The 21181-nt window shown below is 31.7% G+C and carries 14 protein-coding genes; all 14 read right to left on the minus strand.

Going from position 1 to position 21181, the window contains the following annotated elements; all coding sequences use genetic code 11:
* Positions 1 to 967 precede the first annotated feature (967 nt).
* The 14 genes from rlmD to FAY47_RS06945 all read right to left on the minus strand — a co-directional run bounded on the left by rlmD (position 968) and on the right by FAY47_RS06945 (position 21181).
* Complete coding sequence (gene rlmD / locus FAY47_RS06880) at positions 968 to 2335, minus strand: 23S rRNA (uracil(1939)-C(5))-methyltransferase RlmD (protein WP_143315957.1); 1368 nt, start codon at positions 2333 to 2335, stop codon at positions 968 to 970.
* Between the two features lie 132 nt (positions 2336 to 2467).
* Positions 2468 to 2827, minus strand: a complete 360-nt coding sequence (locus FAY47_RS06885) for a DUF1540 domain-containing protein (protein ID WP_185966754.1) — start codon at positions 2825 to 2827, stop codon at positions 2468 to 2470.
* A 208-nt stretch (positions 2828 to 3035) separates the two neighbouring features.
* Entirely contained in the window at positions 3036 to 3743 is a 708-nt protein-coding gene (locus tag FAY47_RS06890; RefSeq protein ID WP_143315959.1) for a GntR family transcriptional regulator, read from the minus strand.
* A gap of 102 nt (positions 3744 to 3845) precedes the next feature.
* On the minus strand, positions 3846 to 5246 hold the full coding sequence (locus tag FAY47_RS06895) for a glycoside hydrolase family 1 protein (RefSeq protein WP_143315960.1): 1401 nt from the start codon (positions 5244 to 5246) through the stop codon (positions 3846 to 3848).
* Positions 5247 to 5498: 252 nt separating this feature from the next.
* Positions 5499 to 6917: a pyruvate kinase gene (gene pyk, locus FAY47_RS06900; RefSeq protein ID WP_143315961.1), complete on the minus strand. Its 1419-nt coding sequence runs from the start codon at positions 6915 to 6917 to the stop codon at positions 5499 to 5501.
* An 86-nt stretch (positions 6918 to 7003) separates the two neighbouring features.
* Positions 7004 to 7963, minus strand: coding sequence for a 6-phosphofructokinase (gene pfkA, locus FAY47_RS06905; protein WP_143315962.1), 960 nt, complete (start codon positions 7961 to 7963; stop codon positions 7004 to 7006).
* A gap of 422 nt (positions 7964 to 8385) precedes the next feature.
* Complete coding sequence (locus tag FAY47_RS06910) at positions 8386 to 11970, minus strand: DNA polymerase III subunit alpha (RefSeq protein WP_143316002.1); 3585 nt, start codon at positions 11968 to 11970, stop codon at positions 8386 to 8388.
* A gap of 23 nt (positions 11971 to 11993) precedes the next feature.
* Entirely contained in the window at positions 11994 to 12941 is a 948-nt protein-coding gene (whiA, locus tag FAY47_RS06915; RefSeq protein WP_143315963.1) for a DNA-binding protein WhiA, read from the minus strand.
* Between the two features lie 141 nt (positions 12942 to 13082).
* Positions 13083 to 14432, minus strand: coding sequence for a gluconeogenesis factor YvcK family protein (locus FAY47_RS06920; protein WP_143315964.1), 1350 nt, complete (start codon positions 14430 to 14432; stop codon positions 13083 to 13085).
* Positions 14429 to 15307 carry an RNase adapter RapZ gene (gene rapZ / locus FAY47_RS06925; RefSeq protein ID WP_143315965.1) on the minus strand — a complete coding sequence of 293 codons (879 nt, stop codon included), beginning with the start codon at positions 15305 to 15307 and terminating at the stop codon, positions 14429 to 14431. Before rapZ ends, FAY47_RS06920 begins: the two co-directional genes overlap by 4 nt.
* 170 nt (positions 15308 to 15477) lie before the next feature.
* Positions 15478 to 16392 carry a UDP-N-acetylmuramate dehydrogenase gene (gene murB / locus FAY47_RS06930; RefSeq protein WP_143315966.1) on the minus strand — a complete coding sequence of 305 codons (915 nt, stop codon included), beginning with the start codon at positions 16390 to 16392 and terminating at the stop codon, positions 15478 to 15480.
* Between the two features lie 134 nt (positions 16393 to 16526).
* On the minus strand, positions 16527 to 18389 hold the full coding sequence (gene uvrC / locus FAY47_RS06935; protein WP_143315967.1) for an excinuclease ABC subunit UvrC: 1863 nt from the start codon (positions 18387 to 18389) through the stop codon (positions 16527 to 16529).
* 101 nt (positions 18390 to 18490) lie between these two features.
* A complete protein-coding gene (locus FAY47_RS06940; RefSeq protein WP_143315968.1) occupies positions 18491 to 19957 on the minus strand; it encodes a penicillin-binding protein 2 in 1467 nt (488 codons plus the stop codon).
* 3 nt (positions 19958 to 19960) lie between these two features.
* A complete protein-coding gene (locus FAY47_RS06945) occupies positions 19961 to 21181 on the minus strand; it encodes an FtsW/RodA/SpoVE family cell cycle protein (protein ID WP_143315969.1) in 1221 nt (406 codons plus the stop codon).

The raw sequence follows: 21181 nt of genomic DNA on the forward strand, positions 1-21181 counted from the left end.
GTTGTTTTGCTCATTTTTGAGTTTAATTATAAAATAGAGAACAGTTTTAATGCACCTAATTTTACATTTTAGAACTCTATTTCTATTTCACACGGATTATCGCTTCCACATTTTTTATTATATTACTTTTTTTTACATTGTCAAGTTTATGTTAAACGCAAAATTCCACATTTTTCGAGATAAATAAGGCAACAAATATCTAATTATTATAATTATCAGATTTATTTGACCCGCTCAACTGTGAATACGCAAAGACTATCAATGTTCTATATGAAATAGTAAAATATCGCTTTTACCCATCACGTAAGATTTTGCCACATGTTCTGCCACTTATTCTCATATAAAGATAAGACGCCGAAATCGCAATCAAAGGTTTTTGTATCGGCAAATACAACTAACAAATAAATTAAATTATACTACCTTCCATGCCAGACTCTTAAAAGTTTAATTTATGCTAGAAAGCTGTATTTCTATCCTTACTACTGTTTCTATTACAGATACTATTATTACTTGTACAATGTATACACTTCCTGCAGAGAATCCATTAATGATGCTTTAAGGCAACCAAATAAGCTATGAAAAATTCCTATATAGCTTGCTTCAAAAAGAATATGATATAAGACACTACAACCTAATTCAATCAAGAATAAAAAGTGCATCTTTCCCTTACAAAAGATATCTAGAAAACTTAGATATTTCAACTCTTCCAAAAGATGCACAGAATCAATTAAAAAGTTTAAGTGTTCTCCAATTCATCAAGGAGGGGGCAGGGCTACTCTTCATCAATATTAGTCCATGCCAATGTTGGGCACACTAAACAAGGACAGTAAGATTAACTTACTGTCCTCTGATAACTTATTTATATTTTATTTTTCATATTATAAAATCATGTGTTTTTTAGAAAAACCTTTGCAAGCCCTCATTCTACCAGCATATTCTTAAGAATATTACCATAAAAGAATATTACCTATTTTCTTTCTAGCTTCACCACATTCTCCACGTGACTCGTTTGTGGAAACATATCAACTGGTTGAACTTCCACAGTCCTATATCCAACATCATCTAATATCTTTAAATCTCTAGCCAAAGTACTAGGATCACAAGAAACATAAACAACTCTCTCAGGTTTTGTTTCTCCTATAGCATATAATAGCTTAGCATCACAACCTTTTCGAGGAGGATCAACAACTATAACATCAGCCCTCACTCCATCTTTGATTAGTGCTGGAATAACTTCTTCAGATTTACCCACAGTAAACTCAACATTATCCACATTATTTACCTTAGCATTCTCTCTAGCGTTAATAATTGCTGGCTCTATTATTTCAACACCATATACTTTCCTAGCCTTTTGAGATAGAAATAGAGTTATAGTTCCTGTACCGCAGTAAGCATCAAATACAGTTTCCTCTCCTGTAAGACCAGCAAATTCTAATGCCTTATTATATAAAACTTCTGTCTGAACTGGATTAACTTGAAAGAATGATAATGGTGAAATATTAAACTTAAATTCACCTATGTAATCTTGTATAGTGTCACTGCCATATATAGTTTTACATTCTTCACCTAATATAACATTAGTATTTTTAGGATTTACATTTAATACAATACTTTTAAGTCCTTCTATTGACTCTATAAGTAATTTTTTTAATTCATCCAAGTTAGGTACATCCTTATTGGTTGTAACTAAGACTACCATTACTTCTCCGGTCTTAAAACCTTTCCTTATCATGATATGCCTTACTATTCCCTTAGGATTATATTCTCCATCTAAAGTCGCTGGTTCTATATTATTTTTAATAATCCAATCCTTAGTTATTCTACTAACTCTATCTGCTACTTCATCTTGTATTAAGCAACTGTTTATATCTATTATATTATGACTCCTTGGTGCATAGAAGCCTACTACTATCTTTCCATTAACTCTACCTATAGGAAGCTGCACCTTGTTTCTATATCTATATGGATTACTTTCCATTCCTAGTGGATATTTAACTAATTCCTTAGACAAGCCACCTATTTTAGAAACACAGTCTCTTACCCTTTCCCACTTAAAGTCTAACTGTTTCTTATAGTTCATATGTTGCACAGAACAACCGCCACATCTCTTAAAATGATCACACTTTGGTTCTTCTCTCATTTGTGAATTTTCTATTATCTCCTCAAGCTTACCATATGCGTAGCTCTTTTTTACCTTTACTATCTTAACACGAACCTTTTCACCAGCTAATGCGCCTTCTATGAAGATCGGAAAGCCATCTAATTTTGCTATACCTTCTCCTTCATACCCTTCAGCTATTATATCTAAAATATATTCCTTATTCTTTTCTACCAATTAAAATCACCCTTTAAATTTAACTTCAATAAATTATATCATATATATTTTAATTTGGATTCTAGGTTAGTAAATAATATATAATTCAAATTATAAATCAGAAAATTTCTGTATATAATAGCCATAAACTTATTATTTAATAAATGTTTCACACATTGTCTCTGTTTCTTCTCTAGCTCCATCTCCCATTACAGAGATATCCCTTGCCCCACATATTCCACCTCCATTATAAAAGCAGTTTCTAGCATGGCAATTTACTAGTGGGCTTAATTTTATTTCATCCTGTGAAGAAAAAATTTGCATTACTTCTCCAGGAAAATTTGTACTTCCTATGGCCCTGAATTCATTTGATACTGTATCAAGTCTAAAACTTGAGCAGTATGTATTCTCACTTGTATTAGAATTTATCCCCTGAACCAATATTTCTTGAGCGGAACATAATCCCCCTTCATTATAAACACAACTTCTTGCTGTACAATTTAATTTAACCATTTCACTTACTCCTAATATATTCATTTTATATTTTAGTCTAAACATATTATGAAAAATTATTCTTAAATACAAAAAAAATGCACCCTTACGGGTGCAAGTACAGAATCAGTTGCCATTTAATTCCATAATAAGATTATACCTTATTTTATATTGTAATATACATTATATCCTAATATATTTAACTCTATTTGTAAACTTTTCGTTAACTTTACTTATAACTTGCTAAACTTAGCATCTTAGCCATCTTATAATTATAAATTACTTTCGATATATCAAATATTAACCCATTTGTTAAGAACACAGTATCCTCTATTATAGTTGCTGGATCCCCTTCATCCAGACACAAAAGCTCACTATGCTCTTCATCTAATTTATCACAATAAATAATTTTGTCCGCAAAACCTATATTAAGTTTTAAGTCCTTACGTATATACTCATATATAGATTTTTCCACTATCTCATTATTTAAGTAAGGTACAATATCCTTATTATAATAGGAGTATTCCACTGCAAAATTTTCCTCATCCAAAAATCTAAGTCTTTTTACAAAATAGAGGTTTGTCCCCTCAGCACACCTCATTTTCTCTGCAATTTCTTCACTAGCTTCTTCTACCCTTAACTCAAGAAGCTTTGTAGTTATCTTTTTTGATGGAAAATCTCCAGTTAATCCTCTCATATTACCTAATGTAATATATCCTTCCTTAGACGTTTCCCTAATAAAAATCCCACTTCCTTGAACCTGATATATATATCCCCTATCCGCGAGCAAACTAATTGCTTTTCTTATAGTATTCCTACTTACTTTATATTCTCTCATTAGCTCTTCTTCTGTAGGAAGTTTCTTACTTTGTTCATATACTCCAGATATTATATTCTCTTCTATTGAATTTCCTATTTCTTTATATTTTATCGCCACCTATTATTCCTCCTACATAGCTAATTAAGTTTAAAACTTTTACATAATTATATTGCAACACACTTCACAAATTATGTAAAGAGTTTTTTATCATAAGATATGCTAAAGTTCTTCCCCTCTTGTCTCTATAACATTCTTATACCAGTAGTAAGAATACTTTTTCTTTCTTGCCAAATTGTTATTATGATCTACGTATATAAATCCATACTGCTTTTTATACCCATTTAGCCAGCTTAATAAATCTATTACAGACCATGCATAATATCCTTTCAAATTAACCCCTTCACTAATTGCTTTCTTAACAGCTCTTAAATGCTCTTCAATAAACTTAGCTCTTGGAACATCTAAAATTTCATCTTCAATAATTAGATCTATGTCCCCTAATCCATTTTCAGTAACATATAATTTTATATCGCCATATCTTTCCTTAAGCATTTTGGTCCCATCAACAAAAGCCTCAGGAGATATTTCCCATCCCCACTTTGTATATTTTTTATCTTTCATAACAACTGATTTAAAATATCCATCGAAATACACTCCACCAGCAGCTCCAGTAGGACTTTGTTTTTCATTTGAATTTATATCATAATTTTTAGCTACCCTCATTGGTTGATAATAGTTCAATCCAATGAAATCATTATTATCTGCATTTCTCTTTAATACATCTAATTCATCTTGAGTCATATCTGGTAAAACATTTCTTTCCTTTAAAATGTTGGAAACATATTCTGGATACTCTCCCTTTAATATAGGATCGTAATACCAATATAATTCAAAATTATTAGCATGTTTAGCCGCATCAACATTTTCTTCATTATTATCAATGCTAAACGCAGGATTAAATACATGAGTTATTCCAATTTCACCATACTGTTTTAACTTTTTATATACTTCCACTGATTTAGCATGTGCAACAAATACATTATGCGTTGCTTGGAAGTATTTCTTTTGGTCATTTTCAATAGCTGGTGGATGTGCTGCACTCATATATCCTGATTTACAAAATACTATTGTTTCATTAAATGTAATCCAGTGCTTTACCCTATCACCAAAAGCTTTAAAACATGTTTCTGCATATTTTACAAATGCATCTATTGTAGCTTTATTCGTCCATCCTCCTTTTTCTTCTAATACTTGAGGCATGTCCCAATGATAAAGAGTTACAAAAGGTACAATTCCATATTTTAAGCATTCATTTATTAAGTTATTATAAAAATCTAATCCTTTTTGATTAACTTTTCCATCACCATTTGGCATAATTCTTGGCCAAGATACTGAAAATCTGTAAGATTCTAATCCCATTTCAGCCATTAACCTTACATCTTCTTTATATCTGTGATAGTGATCAACAGCAACATCTCCATTTGTTCCTTCAAACGTCTTTCCTGGTATCTTAGAGAATACATCCCAATTTGAAACGCCTTTACCGTCTTCATCCCATGCACCTTCTACTTGATAAGCTGCAGATGCTGCACCGAATAAAAAATCCTTTGGAAATTTCATCAATTAATCCTCCTTAACTATATTTTTGCCCATAAACAAAATTCATTGTAATATATATAATTTATAGGTACAAATATAGTTTATAGTATTTTCTTGCCTTTGTAAATGATTTCCTTAAGACTTTTTTCGTCATTTTTTAGTTATTTTTACTTTACTTACATAGACCACTTAGCTTTACTAACAAATTTATATAGTTCAACTTCCTTCATTATAAAAAAAGTTCCTGATTTCTCAGGAACTTTTTAAGATAAATTATTCTACAACGCTAACTTTCATTAAGTTAGTTGCACCTATTTTATCAACTGGAACTCCAGCAGCTACTACTACTGTATCTCCCTTTGTTATAAATCCATGTTCTTCAGCTATTGATACTGATTTTTCCATCATATCATCTGTTGATTGCATTCTATCAGCAACGATTGGGAATACTCCCCAAGAGAATGCTAATTGTTTAGCTACCTTTTCAGAAGGTGTAACAGCTATAACTGGGCATTCTGGTCTACATTGAGATATTCTCTTAGCAGTAGCACCACTTTGAGTTGATGATATTATTGCAGCAGCTTGTAATTCATTTGCAGCATTACAAGTAGCTCTTGAAATAACTCCAGAAATTGCTGGCTTATGAGTCTTAGCAGTTGAAACAGCCACTTCATACTTTAATTGCTTTTCAGTTTCTTCAGCAATCTTAGCCATTGTTTGAACAGCTTCTACTGGGTATGAACCATTAGCACTTTCACCTGATAACATTATTGCATCTGTACCATCTAAGATAGCATTTGCAACGTCAGATACTTCTGCTCTTGTTGGTCTTGGGTTTCTAATCATTGAATCAAGCATTTGTGTAGCAGTTACAACTGGCTTTCCTGCTGCGTTACACTTTTGGATTATCATCTTTTGAACTGCTGGTACATTTTCTATTGGAATTTCAACTCCAAGATCTCCTCTTGCAACCATTATTGCATCTGATGCTTCTAATATAGAATCTATATTGTCAACACCTTCTTGGTTTTCTATCTTAGAACAAATTAGGATGTGTTCTCCACCATTTTCTTTTAATAACTTTCTTATAGCTAATACATCATCAACTTTTCTTATGAATGATGCAGCTATCATAGTAACTCCAATTTCACAACCAAACTTAAGATCTGCTGCATCCTTTTCAGTTAAAGCAGGAAGTTTTATTGAAACTCCAGGAACATTAACTCCTTTATGAGTTCCTACAAGACCTGTGTTGTTAACTACACAATGAACTTTATTTCCTTCTACTGATTTAACTGTTAATCCAACTAGACCATCATCTATTAAGATAGTGTCTCCAGATTTAACATCCTTTGCAAGACCTGCATAAGTTACTGAACACTTAGTAGTATCACCTATAACTTCTTCTCCTGCATATATTGTAAAGTCTGTTCCTTTTTGTAATTCAAGCTTACTTGGTTCAAACTTTCCAGTTCTTATTTCTGGTCCCTTAGTATCAAGAATTATAGCTATTTCTCTGTTATATTTCTTTGATAATCTCTTAACCTTTTCTATTCTTCCGCCATGTTCAGCATGGTCTCCATGTGAAAAGTTATGTCTTGAAGCATTCATACCTGCTTCTATAACCTTTGATAAAATTTCATCACTTTCACTAGCTGGACCTATTGTACAGATCATCTTAGTTTTTCTCATGAAAATTACACTCCTTCTTTGTTTTCAAATTCACCTTTTATAAGAATTAATAAATTAAATATATAATAAATTAAATTTATAACTAATTATTTTGACAACACTTCGGCGATACTATATAGTTCTTCATCAAACTTTCTTTCAATAGCTAATGCTTCATCTATATCATCATCTACAATTTTATTATCTCTGATTCCAATAACTCTTGAAGTTTTTCCTTCTAGTAAAACTTCCACAGCCTTAGCTCCCATTTTTGAAGATAATACTCTATCGAAAGCACTTGGGCTTCCTCCTCTTTGTGTATGTCCTAAAATTGTTGCTCTTGTTTCTATTCCTGTTACTTCTTCTACTTCTTTAGCAAGATCAAATGCTCCACCAATTCCTTCTGCAAGAATAATTAAGTTATGCATCTTTCCAGCGGCCTTACCTTCTAAAATCTTTCTGCATAAAGCATCTTTATCAAAACCTAATTCTGGAACCAATATAGCTTCTGCTCCACCTGCAATTCCTGCATGAACAGCTATATCTCCACAATGTCTTCCCATTACTTCAACTATTGAAACTCTTTCATGAGAAGTAGAAGTATCTCTTATCTTATTTATTGCATCTATTACAGTATTTAGTGCAGTATCAAATCCTATTGTATAATCTGTGTAAGCTAAATCATTATCAATGGTTCCTGGAAGTCCTACTGTCTTAACTCCTAATTTCGACAAAAGTTTTGCTCCCATAAATGAACCATCTCCACCTATTACAACTAGTGCATCAACACCATATGCTTTAAGTATCTTAACAGCTCTTTTTCTTACTTCTTCTTGTTTGAATTCAAGACATCTTGCTGTTCTTAAAACTGTTCCACCTCTTTGGATAATATCTGATACTGATGTTCTGTCCATGTTGAATAATTCACCATTAATTAATCCAGCATATCCTCTTTTAACGCCCATTACTTCAAGTCCGTTCTCTAAAGCTGTTCTAACTACAGCTCTAATAGCAGCATTCATTCCTGGAGCGTCTCCTCCACTTGTTAAAATAGCTATCTTTTTCATTTTTGTTCCTCCTTACACACAGCCGGGACACCAAAAGTCCCATATATGTTAAATCTGTCCACTTATTAATTACCGACTTCTATTGTACAAAAATTATGAAGATTTATCAATGGAATTTGCAGAACTTTTACACTTGTTTTTGCACAAAACTACAAATTTATAGTTTTATTTACCATAACTATATTATACCCTACATAAAGCAATTTTATAGATAATTTATATATTTTTCACGAATTGATTATTGTAATAATTTTCATTTAAGTATTTATCAATTTAAACATGCTAATTTTGACCTTTTTCGCATTTTACCAATGTTTTTCTTAATATTATTTCAATTAATTCCGTATTTTTTCATTATTTTTCCAACATAAAATAATGACGGAATTTCGTAATAATTACAAAATCCCGTCATATAAATTATATTATAAATCTACAATTTTCACATTCTCTATGCCATACTTTTCTTTTATCATTTCAACGACTTCACTTTCAGAATTGATCCACTTATCTCTATTCAACCTATAATATTGTTTTTTGTCCGCTGCAAATACATAAATAGCAGTATTTCCTTCAAATCCTTCAATTAATCCCTTAAGTTCTCTATTAACTTCTCTAACTTTCTCTTCATTTTCGACCTTAATATAAACTTTTTCAGAATTTACCTTTTCTAGTCCTTCTATATTTTCACAAATTAACTTAGGCAATTCATCCTCTTTAAGACTTATTCTACCTTTTATTTTAACTATTGAATCAACTTGGATTAAGTCTCTAAGTTTATCCAGAGTTCTTGGGAATACAATAACTTCTATACTATCAGTTAAATCCTCCAAAACCAAAAATGCCATCATAGTATTGTTTCTAGTCACCTTTTGCTTAACGTCTGTAAGTATCCCACCAATAATAACTGTATCATTATCATTTAACGGAGGATCCTCTATTAATAATTCTCCATCAATATCATTGGATACACTTTCTTGAAGCATTTCATAAGACTTAAACACAGTTTCTATACTGGTTGAAGTTTGTAAATCTAAACTTTTTTTATATTCATCTAATGGATGCCCAGACAAATATAACCCAGTCATCTCTTTTTCCATAGCTAGCAAATTCTTTTTATTAAATTCCTTAATGTTTGGGAAATTCACTTTAGGTAAATCTATTGTATCTTCTGCTAATCCAAAAAGACTAATCTGTCCATCTATATTTCTTTTTCTTTCACTTGATACTCCATCCATTACCTTCTCATATACAGCTAGCAACTTGGATCTGAAAACATTAAAGTTATCAAGGACTCCTGCTTTAATCAAACTTTCTACTGCCCTCTTATTTACAGATGATATATCTATTTTGTCAATAAAATCTTCTAATGAATTAAAAGTATCTTTTTCTTCTCTTGCCTTTACTATACTTTCAATTGCATTAAATCCTACATTTTTTATTGCCCCTAAACCAAACCTTATACTATCTCCTTTAACAGTAAACTTCGAATAACTTTCATTAATATCAGGAGGTAACACCTGTATTCCTAAGCTTTCAGCAAACTTTATGTAATGAGCTACTTTCTCACTTGTCCCCATAACAGAGTTAAGCATAGCCGCTATAGTTTCCACTGGATAATACTTCATTAAGTAGGCTGTCTGATATCCTACAACAGCGTAGGCTGCAGCATGACTCTTATTAAATGCATATGACGCAAAATCCATCATAGAATCAAATATCTTATTTCCTATTTCTTCACTAATTCCATTCCTTATACATCCTGGAACTTCAACATTCCCTTCACCATCAAGTATTCCATATATAAAATTCTTTCTTTCTTCTTCCATGACCTTATGTTTTTTCTTTGACATAGCTCTTCTAACAAGGTCACTTCTCCCCCAAGAATATCCCCCTAGCTTTCTTACAATTTCCATAACCTGTTCCTGATATACCATAACGCCATATGTTACATCTAGAACACTTTCAAGTTCAGGAGTTAGATACTGCACCTTACTAGGATTTCTTTTACATTCCACATACTTTGGTATCTCAGCCATAGGACCTGGTCTATACAATGATATTCCAGCTATGATATCTTCTAAATTATCTGGCCTTAACTCTTTCATAAAGGAAGTCATCCCAGGAGATTCTAATTGGAATACACCTGCTGTTTTTCCTTCTCCTATCATTTTATAAACTTCTTTATCATCAAAGTCTATCTTATCTAAATCTATCTCTATACCTCTATTTTCTTTAATCATCTTAACTGCATCATTCATAACAGTAAGAGTTCTTAGTCCAAGAAAGTCCATCTTTAAAAGACCTAGTTCTTCTAATGTTGTCATTCCAAATTGAGTTACTATCATATCCTCATTTTTTTGAAGTGGTACATACTCAACTAAAGGTTTAGATGATATAACAACCCCCGCTGCATGAGTTGATGAATGCCTTGGAAGCCCTTCTAAATCCTTACTAATATCTATAAGGTTTCTTACCCTCTCATCACTCTCATAGACTAATTTTAACTCTGGATTTAATTCTAATGCCTTATCTATTGTTATTCCCAACATAGTAGGTATCATTTTTGATATTCTATCAACTTCTGCATATGAATAATTCATAGCTCTTCCAACATCTCTTATACACATTCTTGGCGCCATAGTACCAAACGTAATTATTTGTGAAACATCGTCTACCCCATACTTCTCTACAACATAATCTATAACTTCCTGTCTTCTTTCATAGCAGAAATCAGAATCTATATCAGGCATGCTTACTCTTTCCGGATTTAAAAAACGCTCAAAGATAAGTTTGTATTTTATAGGGTCAATTTTAGTTATGCCAAGAGTAAATGCAACTATAGATCCTGCAGCTGATCCTCTACCTGGGCCTGTAGGTATTCCTTTTTCATTAGAAAATCTTATAAAATCCCAAGTTATCAAAAAGTAATCTACATATCCCATTTGCTTAATAACACCAAGTTCATATTCAAGCCTATCAACATAGCTCTTTGCTTCTTCATTACTTTCTGCAAACTTTTTTATTGCTTCTAGGTTATATTCTTTTTTATTTAAATCTTGAAATACGTCATATCTAGAAATTAAACCTTTATAACAATTGTCCCTTAAATATTTAAAGGCTTCTACCCCTTCAGGCAGCGGGAACTTAGGTAATTTTGAATCATGAAACTTATAATCAAAATTACACTCTTCTGCTATTTTTATTGTATTCTCCAAAGCCTCTGGAACATATGAAAACATATCCCACATTTCTTCAGGAGACTTTAGATAGAATTGATCAGAAGGGTATCTTCTTCTATTTTCATCATCAACTGTTTTACCTGTTTGAATACACATTAAAATATCATGTGATTTTGAATCTTTTTGATTTATGTAGTGAACATCATTAGTTGCAATTAAAGGGATTCCTGTTTCTCTAGATATTTTTATATTATTTTCATTAACTTTTCTCTGCTCTTCCATGCCATGATTTTGAATTTCTAAATAAAATCCTTCTTTAAAAATGTCTTTATACAATAAAGCAACTTCTTTTGCTCTATCATATTCATCTCTTAGTAAATAATTTTGAACTTCTCCACCAAGGCAAGCACTTAAAGCTATTATCCCTTCACTATGTTTACTTAAAAACTCATGATCAACCCTTGGCTTATAGTAAAACCCTCTAATTGAAGCTTCTGAAACTATCTTCATTAAATTCTCATAACCAACTTCATTCTTCACTAGAAGCACTAAATGAGCTGTGCGATTTTCTTTATCAGGTTGCTTTATATCCATTGATTTACTTGCTACATAAACCTCACAACCTAATATTGGTTTAACGCCCTGCTCTTTAGCTTGCTTATAAAACTCTACACAACCATACATAACTCCATGGTCTGTAATAGCTATACTTTCCATCCCAAGCTCTTTAGCCTTTTTGATAAGTTTAGGAATTTTCCCTGACCCATCTAACAAGCTATACTCTGTGTGAAGATGAAGATGACAAAATTTCTTTTCACCCAAGTTCATCATCTCCTTAACTATATTGATACCTATTGACTTGCTCTTAATTCTTCTGCAATCTTTTCTATTTTCCTAAGTCTATGATTTACCCCAGACTTACCAACAGGTGGATCTAACATTTCACCTAACTCTTTTAGGGACTCATCTGGATAATTAAGTCTAAGTTCTGCAATCTCTCTTAAATTTTTAGGCAATCTCTTTAATCCTATTTGACTTTGTATAAGTTTTATACTCTCCACTTGCCTAACTGCTGCATTTACTGTTTTAGAAAGATTTGCTGTTTCACAATTTACAAGTCTATTAACATTGTTTCTCATTTCCTTCATTATTCTAATGTTTTCTAACTCTAACAATGAAGTGTGAGCCCCAAGAATATTTAATAAATCCACTATCTGCTCACCTTCTTTTATGTAAATAATAAAAGAATTTTTTCTTTGTATGACTTTTGAGTTTAAACCAAAACTATTAATAAGTTTACATAAATCCAAAGCATACTCTTCACTATGAGTAACAAACTCTAAATGATAAGTTCTTTCAGGGTTGCTTACACTTCCTCCCCCTAGAAAAGCTCCTCTAACATATGCTCTTTTTTCCGCTTCACCTTTAATCATGCTTTCCTGTATTCGATAATTTAAACTCATAACACCATCTACTTCTGCTAGTATTCCTGTATCCTGAAGTAAAGTTCTTACTCCCATTTCTTCATCAATAACAACCATATAAATGTTATTTTTCTTTAATGAATTACTTTTTTTCACCATTAGCTTAGAGTGAATATTAAAATGTATTTTTAACAAAGTAAATATCAACCTTGCACTTGAAGGATTTTCTGTTGTAATTTTAAAAGATAATCCCTTCCCACTAAAACTAATAGTCCCACTTACCTTCATTATAGCCGAAATTTGTGCTAATGCTTCTGATTTACTTAGCTCTGTATATCTTGCTATTTCTCCCTTAACTTTAGCTGAAAATGACATATTAATCTCCTTTAATCTATATTTAATATCCAAATTTATTTCTTTTTATAACACTTAATTATAGCATAAAACAATAATTCTTGTACTATTCAAATTTATCCTATATTCATATCAATAATACTAAAAAGAAGCACAAATTCATTACTTCTCGTGCTTCTTTTCTTCTTTTTCTCTTTCTTTAATTCTTTGAGATAAGTACATGTATTCAAATATTTTCTTTTTATCATATAGCAATTTCTTTTCCATTACTGTATCTATCAATACTTCTGCTAACTTTTCCGAATCATGTTTCACCGTATTGTTATTAACTTTTGCTATATTGGATAAAACTAGATGTACCCCTAAATCTTTAATTTCCTTTTCATCAACTTTCACTGGTATAGAATTATCCTCCTGATATTGATCTTTAACATCATCGGATAACTGGCCGGAATTAGCTATAACACAATCTACTATATCTCGCCCACCATACCTTTTTATTACCTTTAAATGATCTGAAACAGTAAATCCATCGGTTTCTCCTGGTTGAGTCATTATATTTGAAATATATATTTTTAGTGCCTCACTTCTTCTAATTGCTGTACTTATCTTTTTAACCAGCAAGTTAGAAACAACACTAGTATAAAGACTCCCAGGTCCTATTACTACAGCATCTGCTTCCTTAATTGCTTGCAAAGCTTCTGGTAAAGGTTCTGCATCTTCCGGATTTATTATTAACCTTTTTATTCTCGATTTTTGTTTAATAGCTTCTTCTGGAATCTGAGATTCCCCACAAACTGTTTTTCCATTTTCAAGTGTTGCAACTAATTGCATATCATCTAGTGTTACAGGTAAAACTTTTCCCGTTACTGCCAGTACAGAACTCATTTTTTGTACAGCATCTTCAAAATTATCTGATATGCCTGCCATTGCTGCTAGAAACAAGTTACCAAAACTTTGATTTTTTAATCTCCCATCTTGGAATCTATACTGTAGCAAATCGTGCATTAAAGGCTCTGTATCTGCTAAAGCTAATATACAGTTTCTTATATCCCCTGGCGGAAGCATCCCTAGGTCTTCTCTTAGATCACCAGAACCTCCCCCATCATCACCTACTGTTACTATGGCTGTAATGTTAGATGTATAATATTTCAACCCTCTAAGCATGGTTGAAAGTCCAGTTCCACCACCTATTACTACTATTTTAGGCCCTTTAACTAAAAGTCTTTTTTCATAAATAAGACTTTCTATCTTTTTGCTATCTAAAGATACTTTTAAGTAACCTTTATTAATCATAACTATTATTGATTTCATAGTTTCTGTAACAGCAGTATATATTACAAATATCCCTGTTATATTAAGAAAAATATAAAAAACTCGATAATATATATCATAAACTCTACGAGTCACTAATTCTGTAAACCCAAAAGCTATAAGTAAAACTCCTAAAACACCAAAAACTATCCACCGCTTAACTTTAATACCAGGTTTTAACCAATCCGTAAACCTCATAGTTTCTTTACCCCTTTATGAAGATCCTCACTTATATCTCTATGTTCTATCTTTGCATCAAATCCATCATTAGATAACAATTCGTGAACAGCATTAGCTATAGCCACTGAACGATGTCTTCCTCCTGTGCATCCTATTGATATAATTAATTGTCTCTTTCCTTCTTTTATATAATTAGGAATTAAAAACTTTAACATATCTTCTAATCTTGTTATAAATCCTTTTGTTTCTTTTTGATCTAAAACATATTTTTTTACAGGCTCATCATCTCCAGAATACTTTTTAAGTTCTGGTATATAAAATGGATTTGGTATAAATCTAACATCAAACACTAAATCAGAATCTACAGGTATGCCATATTTAAATCCAAAACTTAATACTGTAACAGAAAGTTGCTTTTCTGGCACTACTGCATCTCCAAAATATTCGTTTATCTTTCCTCTTAAATCCCTTATTGCATATTTAGATGTATCTATTATTATATCTGCCCTATCTTTTACCTCTCTAAGCTTCTTTCTCTCAGCATTAATACCATTAATAACTCTACCTTCTGGAGATAATGGATGACTTCTCCTTGCCTCTTTAAATCTCTTCACTAATATTTCATCTGAAGAATCTAGGAATAATATCTCATACTCAAACTCACTCTTCTTCAAATACATCAATGATTCAAAAAGATCATCAAAGAATACTCCGCCTCTTATATCTATTACTAATGCAGCCTTCTCTATATTCCCACCACTGCATGCTTCTGCTAATTTAGGAATAAGCTTAGGTGGCAAATTATCTACGCAAAAATATCCTATATCTTCTAGACTTTTTGTTGCTTCAGTTTTTCCAGCTCCTGAAAGTCCTGTAACTATAATAAATCTCATACTTTTCCTCCTAATCCTATCTCTTTATTCAGTTATATTATATCATATATTTATTAATCATTTCATAATTTACAATCAATGTTTTGTTCTTAAATTTTTATTGATTTTTTATAAAAAGTAAGCCATCTAAAATAGAAATTGAATCTCTATTTTAGACAGCAACTAAAATCTTAATCTTCACCTAATATTCTAACTTCCGGATGCAACTCCACACCGAACTGCTTCTTAACTTCATCTTGAACATGAGCTATCAAATCTAAAATTTCTTTGGCTGTAGCTCCACCTTTATTTATAACAAACCCAGAATGTTTTTCTGAAACAGCTGCACCACCTATAGAATAACCTTTAAGCCCAGCATCTTGAACCAACTTACCTGCAAAATATCCTTCTGGTCTTTTAAATGTACTTCCAGCAGATGGATATTCCAATGGTTGTTTTTCTTCTCTTCTTCTAGTAAGTTCATCTACCCTATTCATAATAGCTTCCTCTTCGCCCAACTCTAGCTGGAATATAGCACTCACGACAACAAACTTTTCCTTCATAACCTTTGAAGTTCTATACCCTAATTGAAGCTCATCTCTATCAAGTACTATAATGTTTCCATTACTATCAATTACTTCTGCCTCTTTTATTACATTTTTTATTTCTCCATCATAGGCTCCCGCATTCATGAATACAGCTCCACCTACAGTTCCCGGTATTCCACATGCGAATTCAAATCCAGTTAATGACTTTTCCAAAGCTTTAGCCGATACGTCTTTAAGTAATACTCCAGCTTCTGCTTTAATAAAATTACCCTTTGTCTGGATATTATTTAGGTTAGTCAACTTTATTACTACGCCTCTTATACCCCCATCCTTAACTAAAAGGTTAGATCCATTGCCTATAATATAATAAGGAATATTATTCTCTTTGCATACTTCTATAGAGCTTACCAATTGTTCAACAGTTGTTGGACTTAATAATATATCTGCTGGACCTCCAACTTTAAAATATATATGCTCACTCATTTTTTCATTTATCTTTATCTCATTTTCTAAATAAATCTCTTTAAAAAAATCTTTAAATTTAAAATATTGATTCATATTTAGCTCCTTGAAATTATTATTAAGCTTAAAAATTTAAAACTTTCATTTACTAAGTATAAAGTATAACATTGTATTAAACAAGGTACAACTTTCTTTTTTGGTATTTATTATAGCAAATACTTAAAATATTGTTACTTTTCTTTAAAATAACTTATTATACTTTCAGACGATCTCTTATCCATGCTAGGTGTATCCATAAGTTCTTCCAGTGTAGCTTTTTTTATATTTTCGACACTTCCAAATTTCTTCAAAAGCATTATTCTCCTTTTTTCCCCAATTCCAGGCACATCATCTAATACAGAATGTAATACTCTTTTATCTCTAACAACTCTATGATATGTAATAGCAAACCTATGCACTTCATCTTGAACTCTTCTTATAAGTTGCATTAAATTTGAATTTCTATTTATCATTATCTCTTCATTATTGTAGATAATCCCTCTAGTTTGATGCTTATCATCCTTAACCAAGCCACAAACATCTATATTTATATCTAAAGATTTCAAAACTTCTAGAGCTATATTAACCTGACCTTTTCCTCCATCCATCATAATTAGATCCGGGAAATTAGAAAACTTTCCTTTGGAAAATTCTAAATTTCTAGATTTAATCTCTTCAATTTCTCTTAGTCCATGCTCAAATCTTCTAGTCAATACCTCTCTCATACTACTATAATCATCGGCACCTCTTACTGTCTTTATCCTAAATTTCCTGTAATCACTATTCTTCGCTTTTCCATCTTCAAATACTATCATAGTTCCTACAGAATCAGCTCCTTGAATATTTGAAATATCATATGCCTCTATTCGATAAGGAGCTTCATCTAAATTTAGTACCTCTTCAAGTTCACTTAAAGCTATGCGATTAATTTCTTTTTCTTTAAGTATTTTATCTTTAAATTGTTCTAATGTAAGTTTTGCATTATTTTTTACCAATTCTAAAAGATCTTTCTTTTCCCCTCTTTGAGGAATCTTCAACCACACCTTAGAACCTCTTTTAATTGTAAGAAACTCTTCTAACAGTTCTATATCCTCAATTACTGGTACATATATAGTTTTTGATACTTTAGCCGCCCCAGAATAAAAAGTAGTTATAAACTGAGATAAAAGTTCTCCATCTTCTTCATCTGCACTATTTTCTATAATATAATGTTCTCTACCAGTTACCTTTCCCTCTCTCATAAAGAATACTTGGATACAAGAATCTTTTTCATCCTTATATAAATTAATAAAGTCTTCATCGCCTTCAACAACCCTGAATACTTTTTGTTTTTCAACTAAGTTATTGATAGCTAACATTTTATCTCGCAAAGATGCAGCTTTTTCAAAATTTAGCTCCGAAGAGGCTTTTTGCATTTCTTCTTTTAATCTGCTTACTATAGTCCTATCTTTTCCACTTAATATATCAACAATTTCATTAATTATCTTACTGTAATTTTCTTTAGAAATATATCCACCACAAGGTGCTGTACATTTTTTTATATGATAATTTAAACAAGGTCTAACATCTTTCATTCCTTCTTCAATATTCATCTTACAAGTTCTTATAGGAAATATCTTTCTAATTAATCCCATAGTTTCATGGACTGCTGTTACATTGGTATAAGGTCCAAAGTATTTATTCCCATCCTTAATAAAATTTCTAGTCATAAATACTCTTGGGAAATCCTCATTTAAAGTGACTTTTATAAAAGGATAAAACTTATCATCTTTTAATGCTATATTATATCTAGGTCTATATTTCTTTATTAAGTTTCCTTCTAAAATTAACGCTTCCATTTCTGAATCTGTAATTATATATTCAAATTCTGAAATATTTTTCACCATGCTTTTTACTTTTTGAGAATGATTTTTCGAATTTTGAAAATATTGCCTCACTCTATTTTTTAAGATTTTAGCTTTTCCAACATATATAATTTCTCCAAGAGAATTTTTCATTAAATATACTCCCGGCTTATCTGGTAATATTTTTAATTGATGTTCAAAATCAAACATAACAACACCTCCTCCTTATGAAAATTGTTAAAGGCTGCCTAAATAAAATAAATTTTATTTTAAGGCAGCCACCTTTATGATTGTTTCCAAAATCTTTATAACTATTTTAAAGCAGCTTGTATAACAGCAGCTGCTACTGGAGCTGCTGATGTAGCCCCCCAGTTACCATTTTCCACTATTACAGCCACTACCACTTTAGGATTGTCAGCTGGTGCAAAACCTATAAACCACGAATGTGGAGTTGCAAGATTCCCATTAGCATCTGTATGATCAGCAGTTCCTGTTTTTCCTGCCGCATTTAATCCTCCAAAAGCAGATGATAAATTAGTTGATACTAAAGCTTTCATATATTCAGTTATTGTAGCCGCATCAGATGAACTTAATACTTGCCCATACTTCTTTGCTGAAACTTTCTTCACTGAATTTTTATTTTTATCTACCACTTCTTTAACTAGAGTTGGCTCCATCATTATTCCATCATTTGCAATACTGCTAGCAACTAAAGCCATTTGCATAGGTGTTGCAAGTATGCTACTTTGCCCTATTCCTGATTGTGCTATCATTCCAACTTCACTATTATTCAATGTTGGAAATTTGCTCTGTGATATTTGAAATCCTTCTGCTGGTATAGTCTTATTAAATCCAAACTTTTCAGCAGTAGCTTTCAACTTATCATTTCCAAGTTCTCCAGCCAAAGTACCAAACACAAAATTACTTGATTTAACAAAAGCAGTCTTTAAGTTTATATCTCCATTTGCAACACCCAGAGCATTAGAAAGGGATTGTTTAGAATTAAATACAAGTTTACCTGTATCATTAAATATCCTACTTTGAATTCCTGATATATTCTGAAGAGCACTTGCTGTAGTAATAGGTTTAAATGTTGAACCTGGAGGATATAACCCTGCAACAGCCCTATTCATAAAAGGACTATTTTCTGAAGCCCCTGAATTAGCAGCTGCCATTGCTGCATCTAAGTTATTAGGATCATATGTAGGCTTTGAAACCATCGCTAATACTTCTCCTGTTTTTGGATCAAGTGCGATTACAGCCCCTTTACGATCTCCCAGCGAATTATAAGCCACTTTCTGAATATTAGTATCTAATGTTGTAATAACTCCATTTCCAACCTTTTTTTCCTCTGCTCCTCTTGTTTTAAAAGCCTCTTTTAATGAATCTATGCTAAAATCTTTTAAAAATGTCCTTAGACCAGTTTCAACACTGCTATAAGAAGACAATTCAGCATCATATGCATCCTCTAGCCCTGTAAGCCCATACTTTTGATTTACATACCCCAATGCATGAGCATATAAATCTCCATTAACATATTTACGAGATTGAGTTAAATCTCCAGTCTTTTCACCTGTAGTTAACGCAGTTCCATTTCTATCATAAATAGTTCCTCTTAAAACCTCATTTCTCTTTGCCCACAATCTTTTATTTCCAGTACTTGCTGCAAGATCTGGAGCTTGAAAAGCTTGAAAATAGGCTATATATGAAATAAGGGCTACAAAAAAGAATAGAAATACTACCATTACTTTTTTTACACTATTTCTAAAATCATTCATATTCTAGCCCTCCTCTGAAATCTTTTGTAATATTCCCAATGCGAAGAAAGCAGTCAAAATAGAACTACCACCATAACTAACAAAAGGAAGTGTTATACCTGTAAGCGGAATAATTGCAAATATACCACCAATTATAACTAAAGCCTGACAAGCTATCATAGTACTTAATCCTACTGCAGTTATTTGAGAAAACTTATTGTCTGTTATAAAAGCTACCCTTATTCCTCTATAAAATAGCAAAAACATTAATATCATAATACCTATTCCGAAAACCATACCGAATTCTTCACATATAGCTGCAAATATGTAATCTGATGTAGCTACTGGTACAAACCCCGGATACCCTTGCCCTAATCCTGATCCAATCATTCCACCTGATGATATTGAATATAACCCCTCAACAAGTTGATACCCATCTTCATTGGAATATTTCCATGGATTTCTCCATATCATAACTCTTTGTCTGACATGCCAAAATAATTTATATGCTAAAGTTGCCCCTAATGCAAACAAGCCCAAACATGCAAATACATACTTTTTCTTTGATGTAGCAACATAAAGAACCGAAACTGCTACCCCAAAAAATATCAAAGCTGATCCTAAATCCTTTTGCAGTACCAAACATCCTAGAACTAACATAACTACAATAGCTGGCTCTATTAACTGTTTTATATGAGCAAATCCTTTTTTCTCATTATCAAAATCTTTGAGTACCGAAGCTAAGTATAAAACTAATGCAATTTTACCAAATTCCGATGGTTGAAATCCGTGACTTCCAATATAAACCCAGTTAGTTGCCCCATAAGTTTTAGTACCAAAGAGCAGAGCCAATGGCATAAAAAACGCTGTAGTTCCTAGATATATATATTTCCACTTTGACAGTTTCCCCATGTCCGGCAATAATATAACTGATAATATATAAATAGTAATACCTGCACTAACCCAAACGACTTGGCTTACTGCCTGATCCTGATCAAGTCTATATATCATAGCTATACCTACTACTGATAATATACAGGCAAAGATAAGCAAAAATTTATCTCCATCTGGATAGAATTTTCTTATTACAAAGTGTGATAATCCTATTACAACACACAAAATTCCTCCCATGATAAGAGCTTTTCTATCAATAGGATTATCTTTTATCGCTAATTTTCCGAAAAGAACTATACAAAATATATAAGTAATTAATAATAGCTTCAATTCATCTTTTCGCATCTTCAT

This window comes from Clostridium sp. HBUAS56017 (assembly GCF_007115085.1).
Taxonomy (GTDB): domain Bacteria; phylum Bacillota; class Clostridia; order Clostridiales; family Clostridiaceae; genus Clostridium; species Clostridium cibarium.

Excerpts from the sequence above, each read along its gene's own strand:
- FAY47_RS06885 (WP_185966754.1), bottom strand. The coding sequence starts at position 2,827 with ATGGTTAAATTAAATTGTACAGCAAGAAGTTGTGTTTATAATGAAGGG.
- FAY47_RS06895 (WP_143315960.1), bottom strand. The coding sequence starts at position 5,246 with ATGAAATTTCCAAAGGATTTTTTATTCGGTGCAGCATCTGCAGCTTAT.
- pyk (WP_143315961.1), bottom strand. The coding sequence starts at position 6,917 with ATGAGAAAAACTAAGATGATCTGTACAATAGGTCCAGCTAGTGAAAGT.
- pfkA (WP_143315962.1), bottom strand. The coding sequence starts at position 7,963 with ATGAAAAAGATAGCTATTTTAACAAGTGGAGGAGACGCTCCAGGAATG.
- FAY47_RS06910 (WP_143316002.1), bottom strand. The coding sequence starts at position 11,970 with ATGAACTTGGGTGAAAAGAAATTTTGTCATCTTCATCTTCACACAGAG.
- whiA (WP_143315963.1), bottom strand. The coding sequence starts at position 12,941 with ATGTCATTTTCAGCTAAAGTTAAGGGAGAAATAGCAAGATATACAGAG.
- FAY47_RS06920 (WP_143315964.1), bottom strand. The coding sequence starts at position 14,432 with ATGAGGTTTACGGATTGGTTAAAACCTGGTATTAAAGTTAAGCGGTGG.
- rapZ (WP_143315965.1), bottom strand. The coding sequence starts at position 15,307 with ATGAGATTTATTATAGTTACAGGACTTTCAGGAGCTGGAAAAACTGAA.
- murB (WP_143315966.1), bottom strand. The coding sequence starts at position 16,392 with ATGAATCAATATTTTAAATTTAAAGATTTTTTTAAAGAGATTTATTTA.
- uvrC (WP_143315967.1), bottom strand. The coding sequence starts at position 18,389 with ATGTTTGATTTTGAACATCAATTAAAAATATTACCAGATAAGCCGGGA.
- FAY47_RS06940 (WP_143315968.1), bottom strand. The coding sequence starts at position 19,957 with ATGAATGATTTTAGAAATAGTGTAAAAAAAGTAATGGTAGTATTTCTA.
- FAY47_RS06945 (WP_143315969.1), bottom strand. The coding sequence starts at position 21,181 with ATGAAGATGCGAAAAGATGAATTGAAGCTATTATTAATTACTTATATA.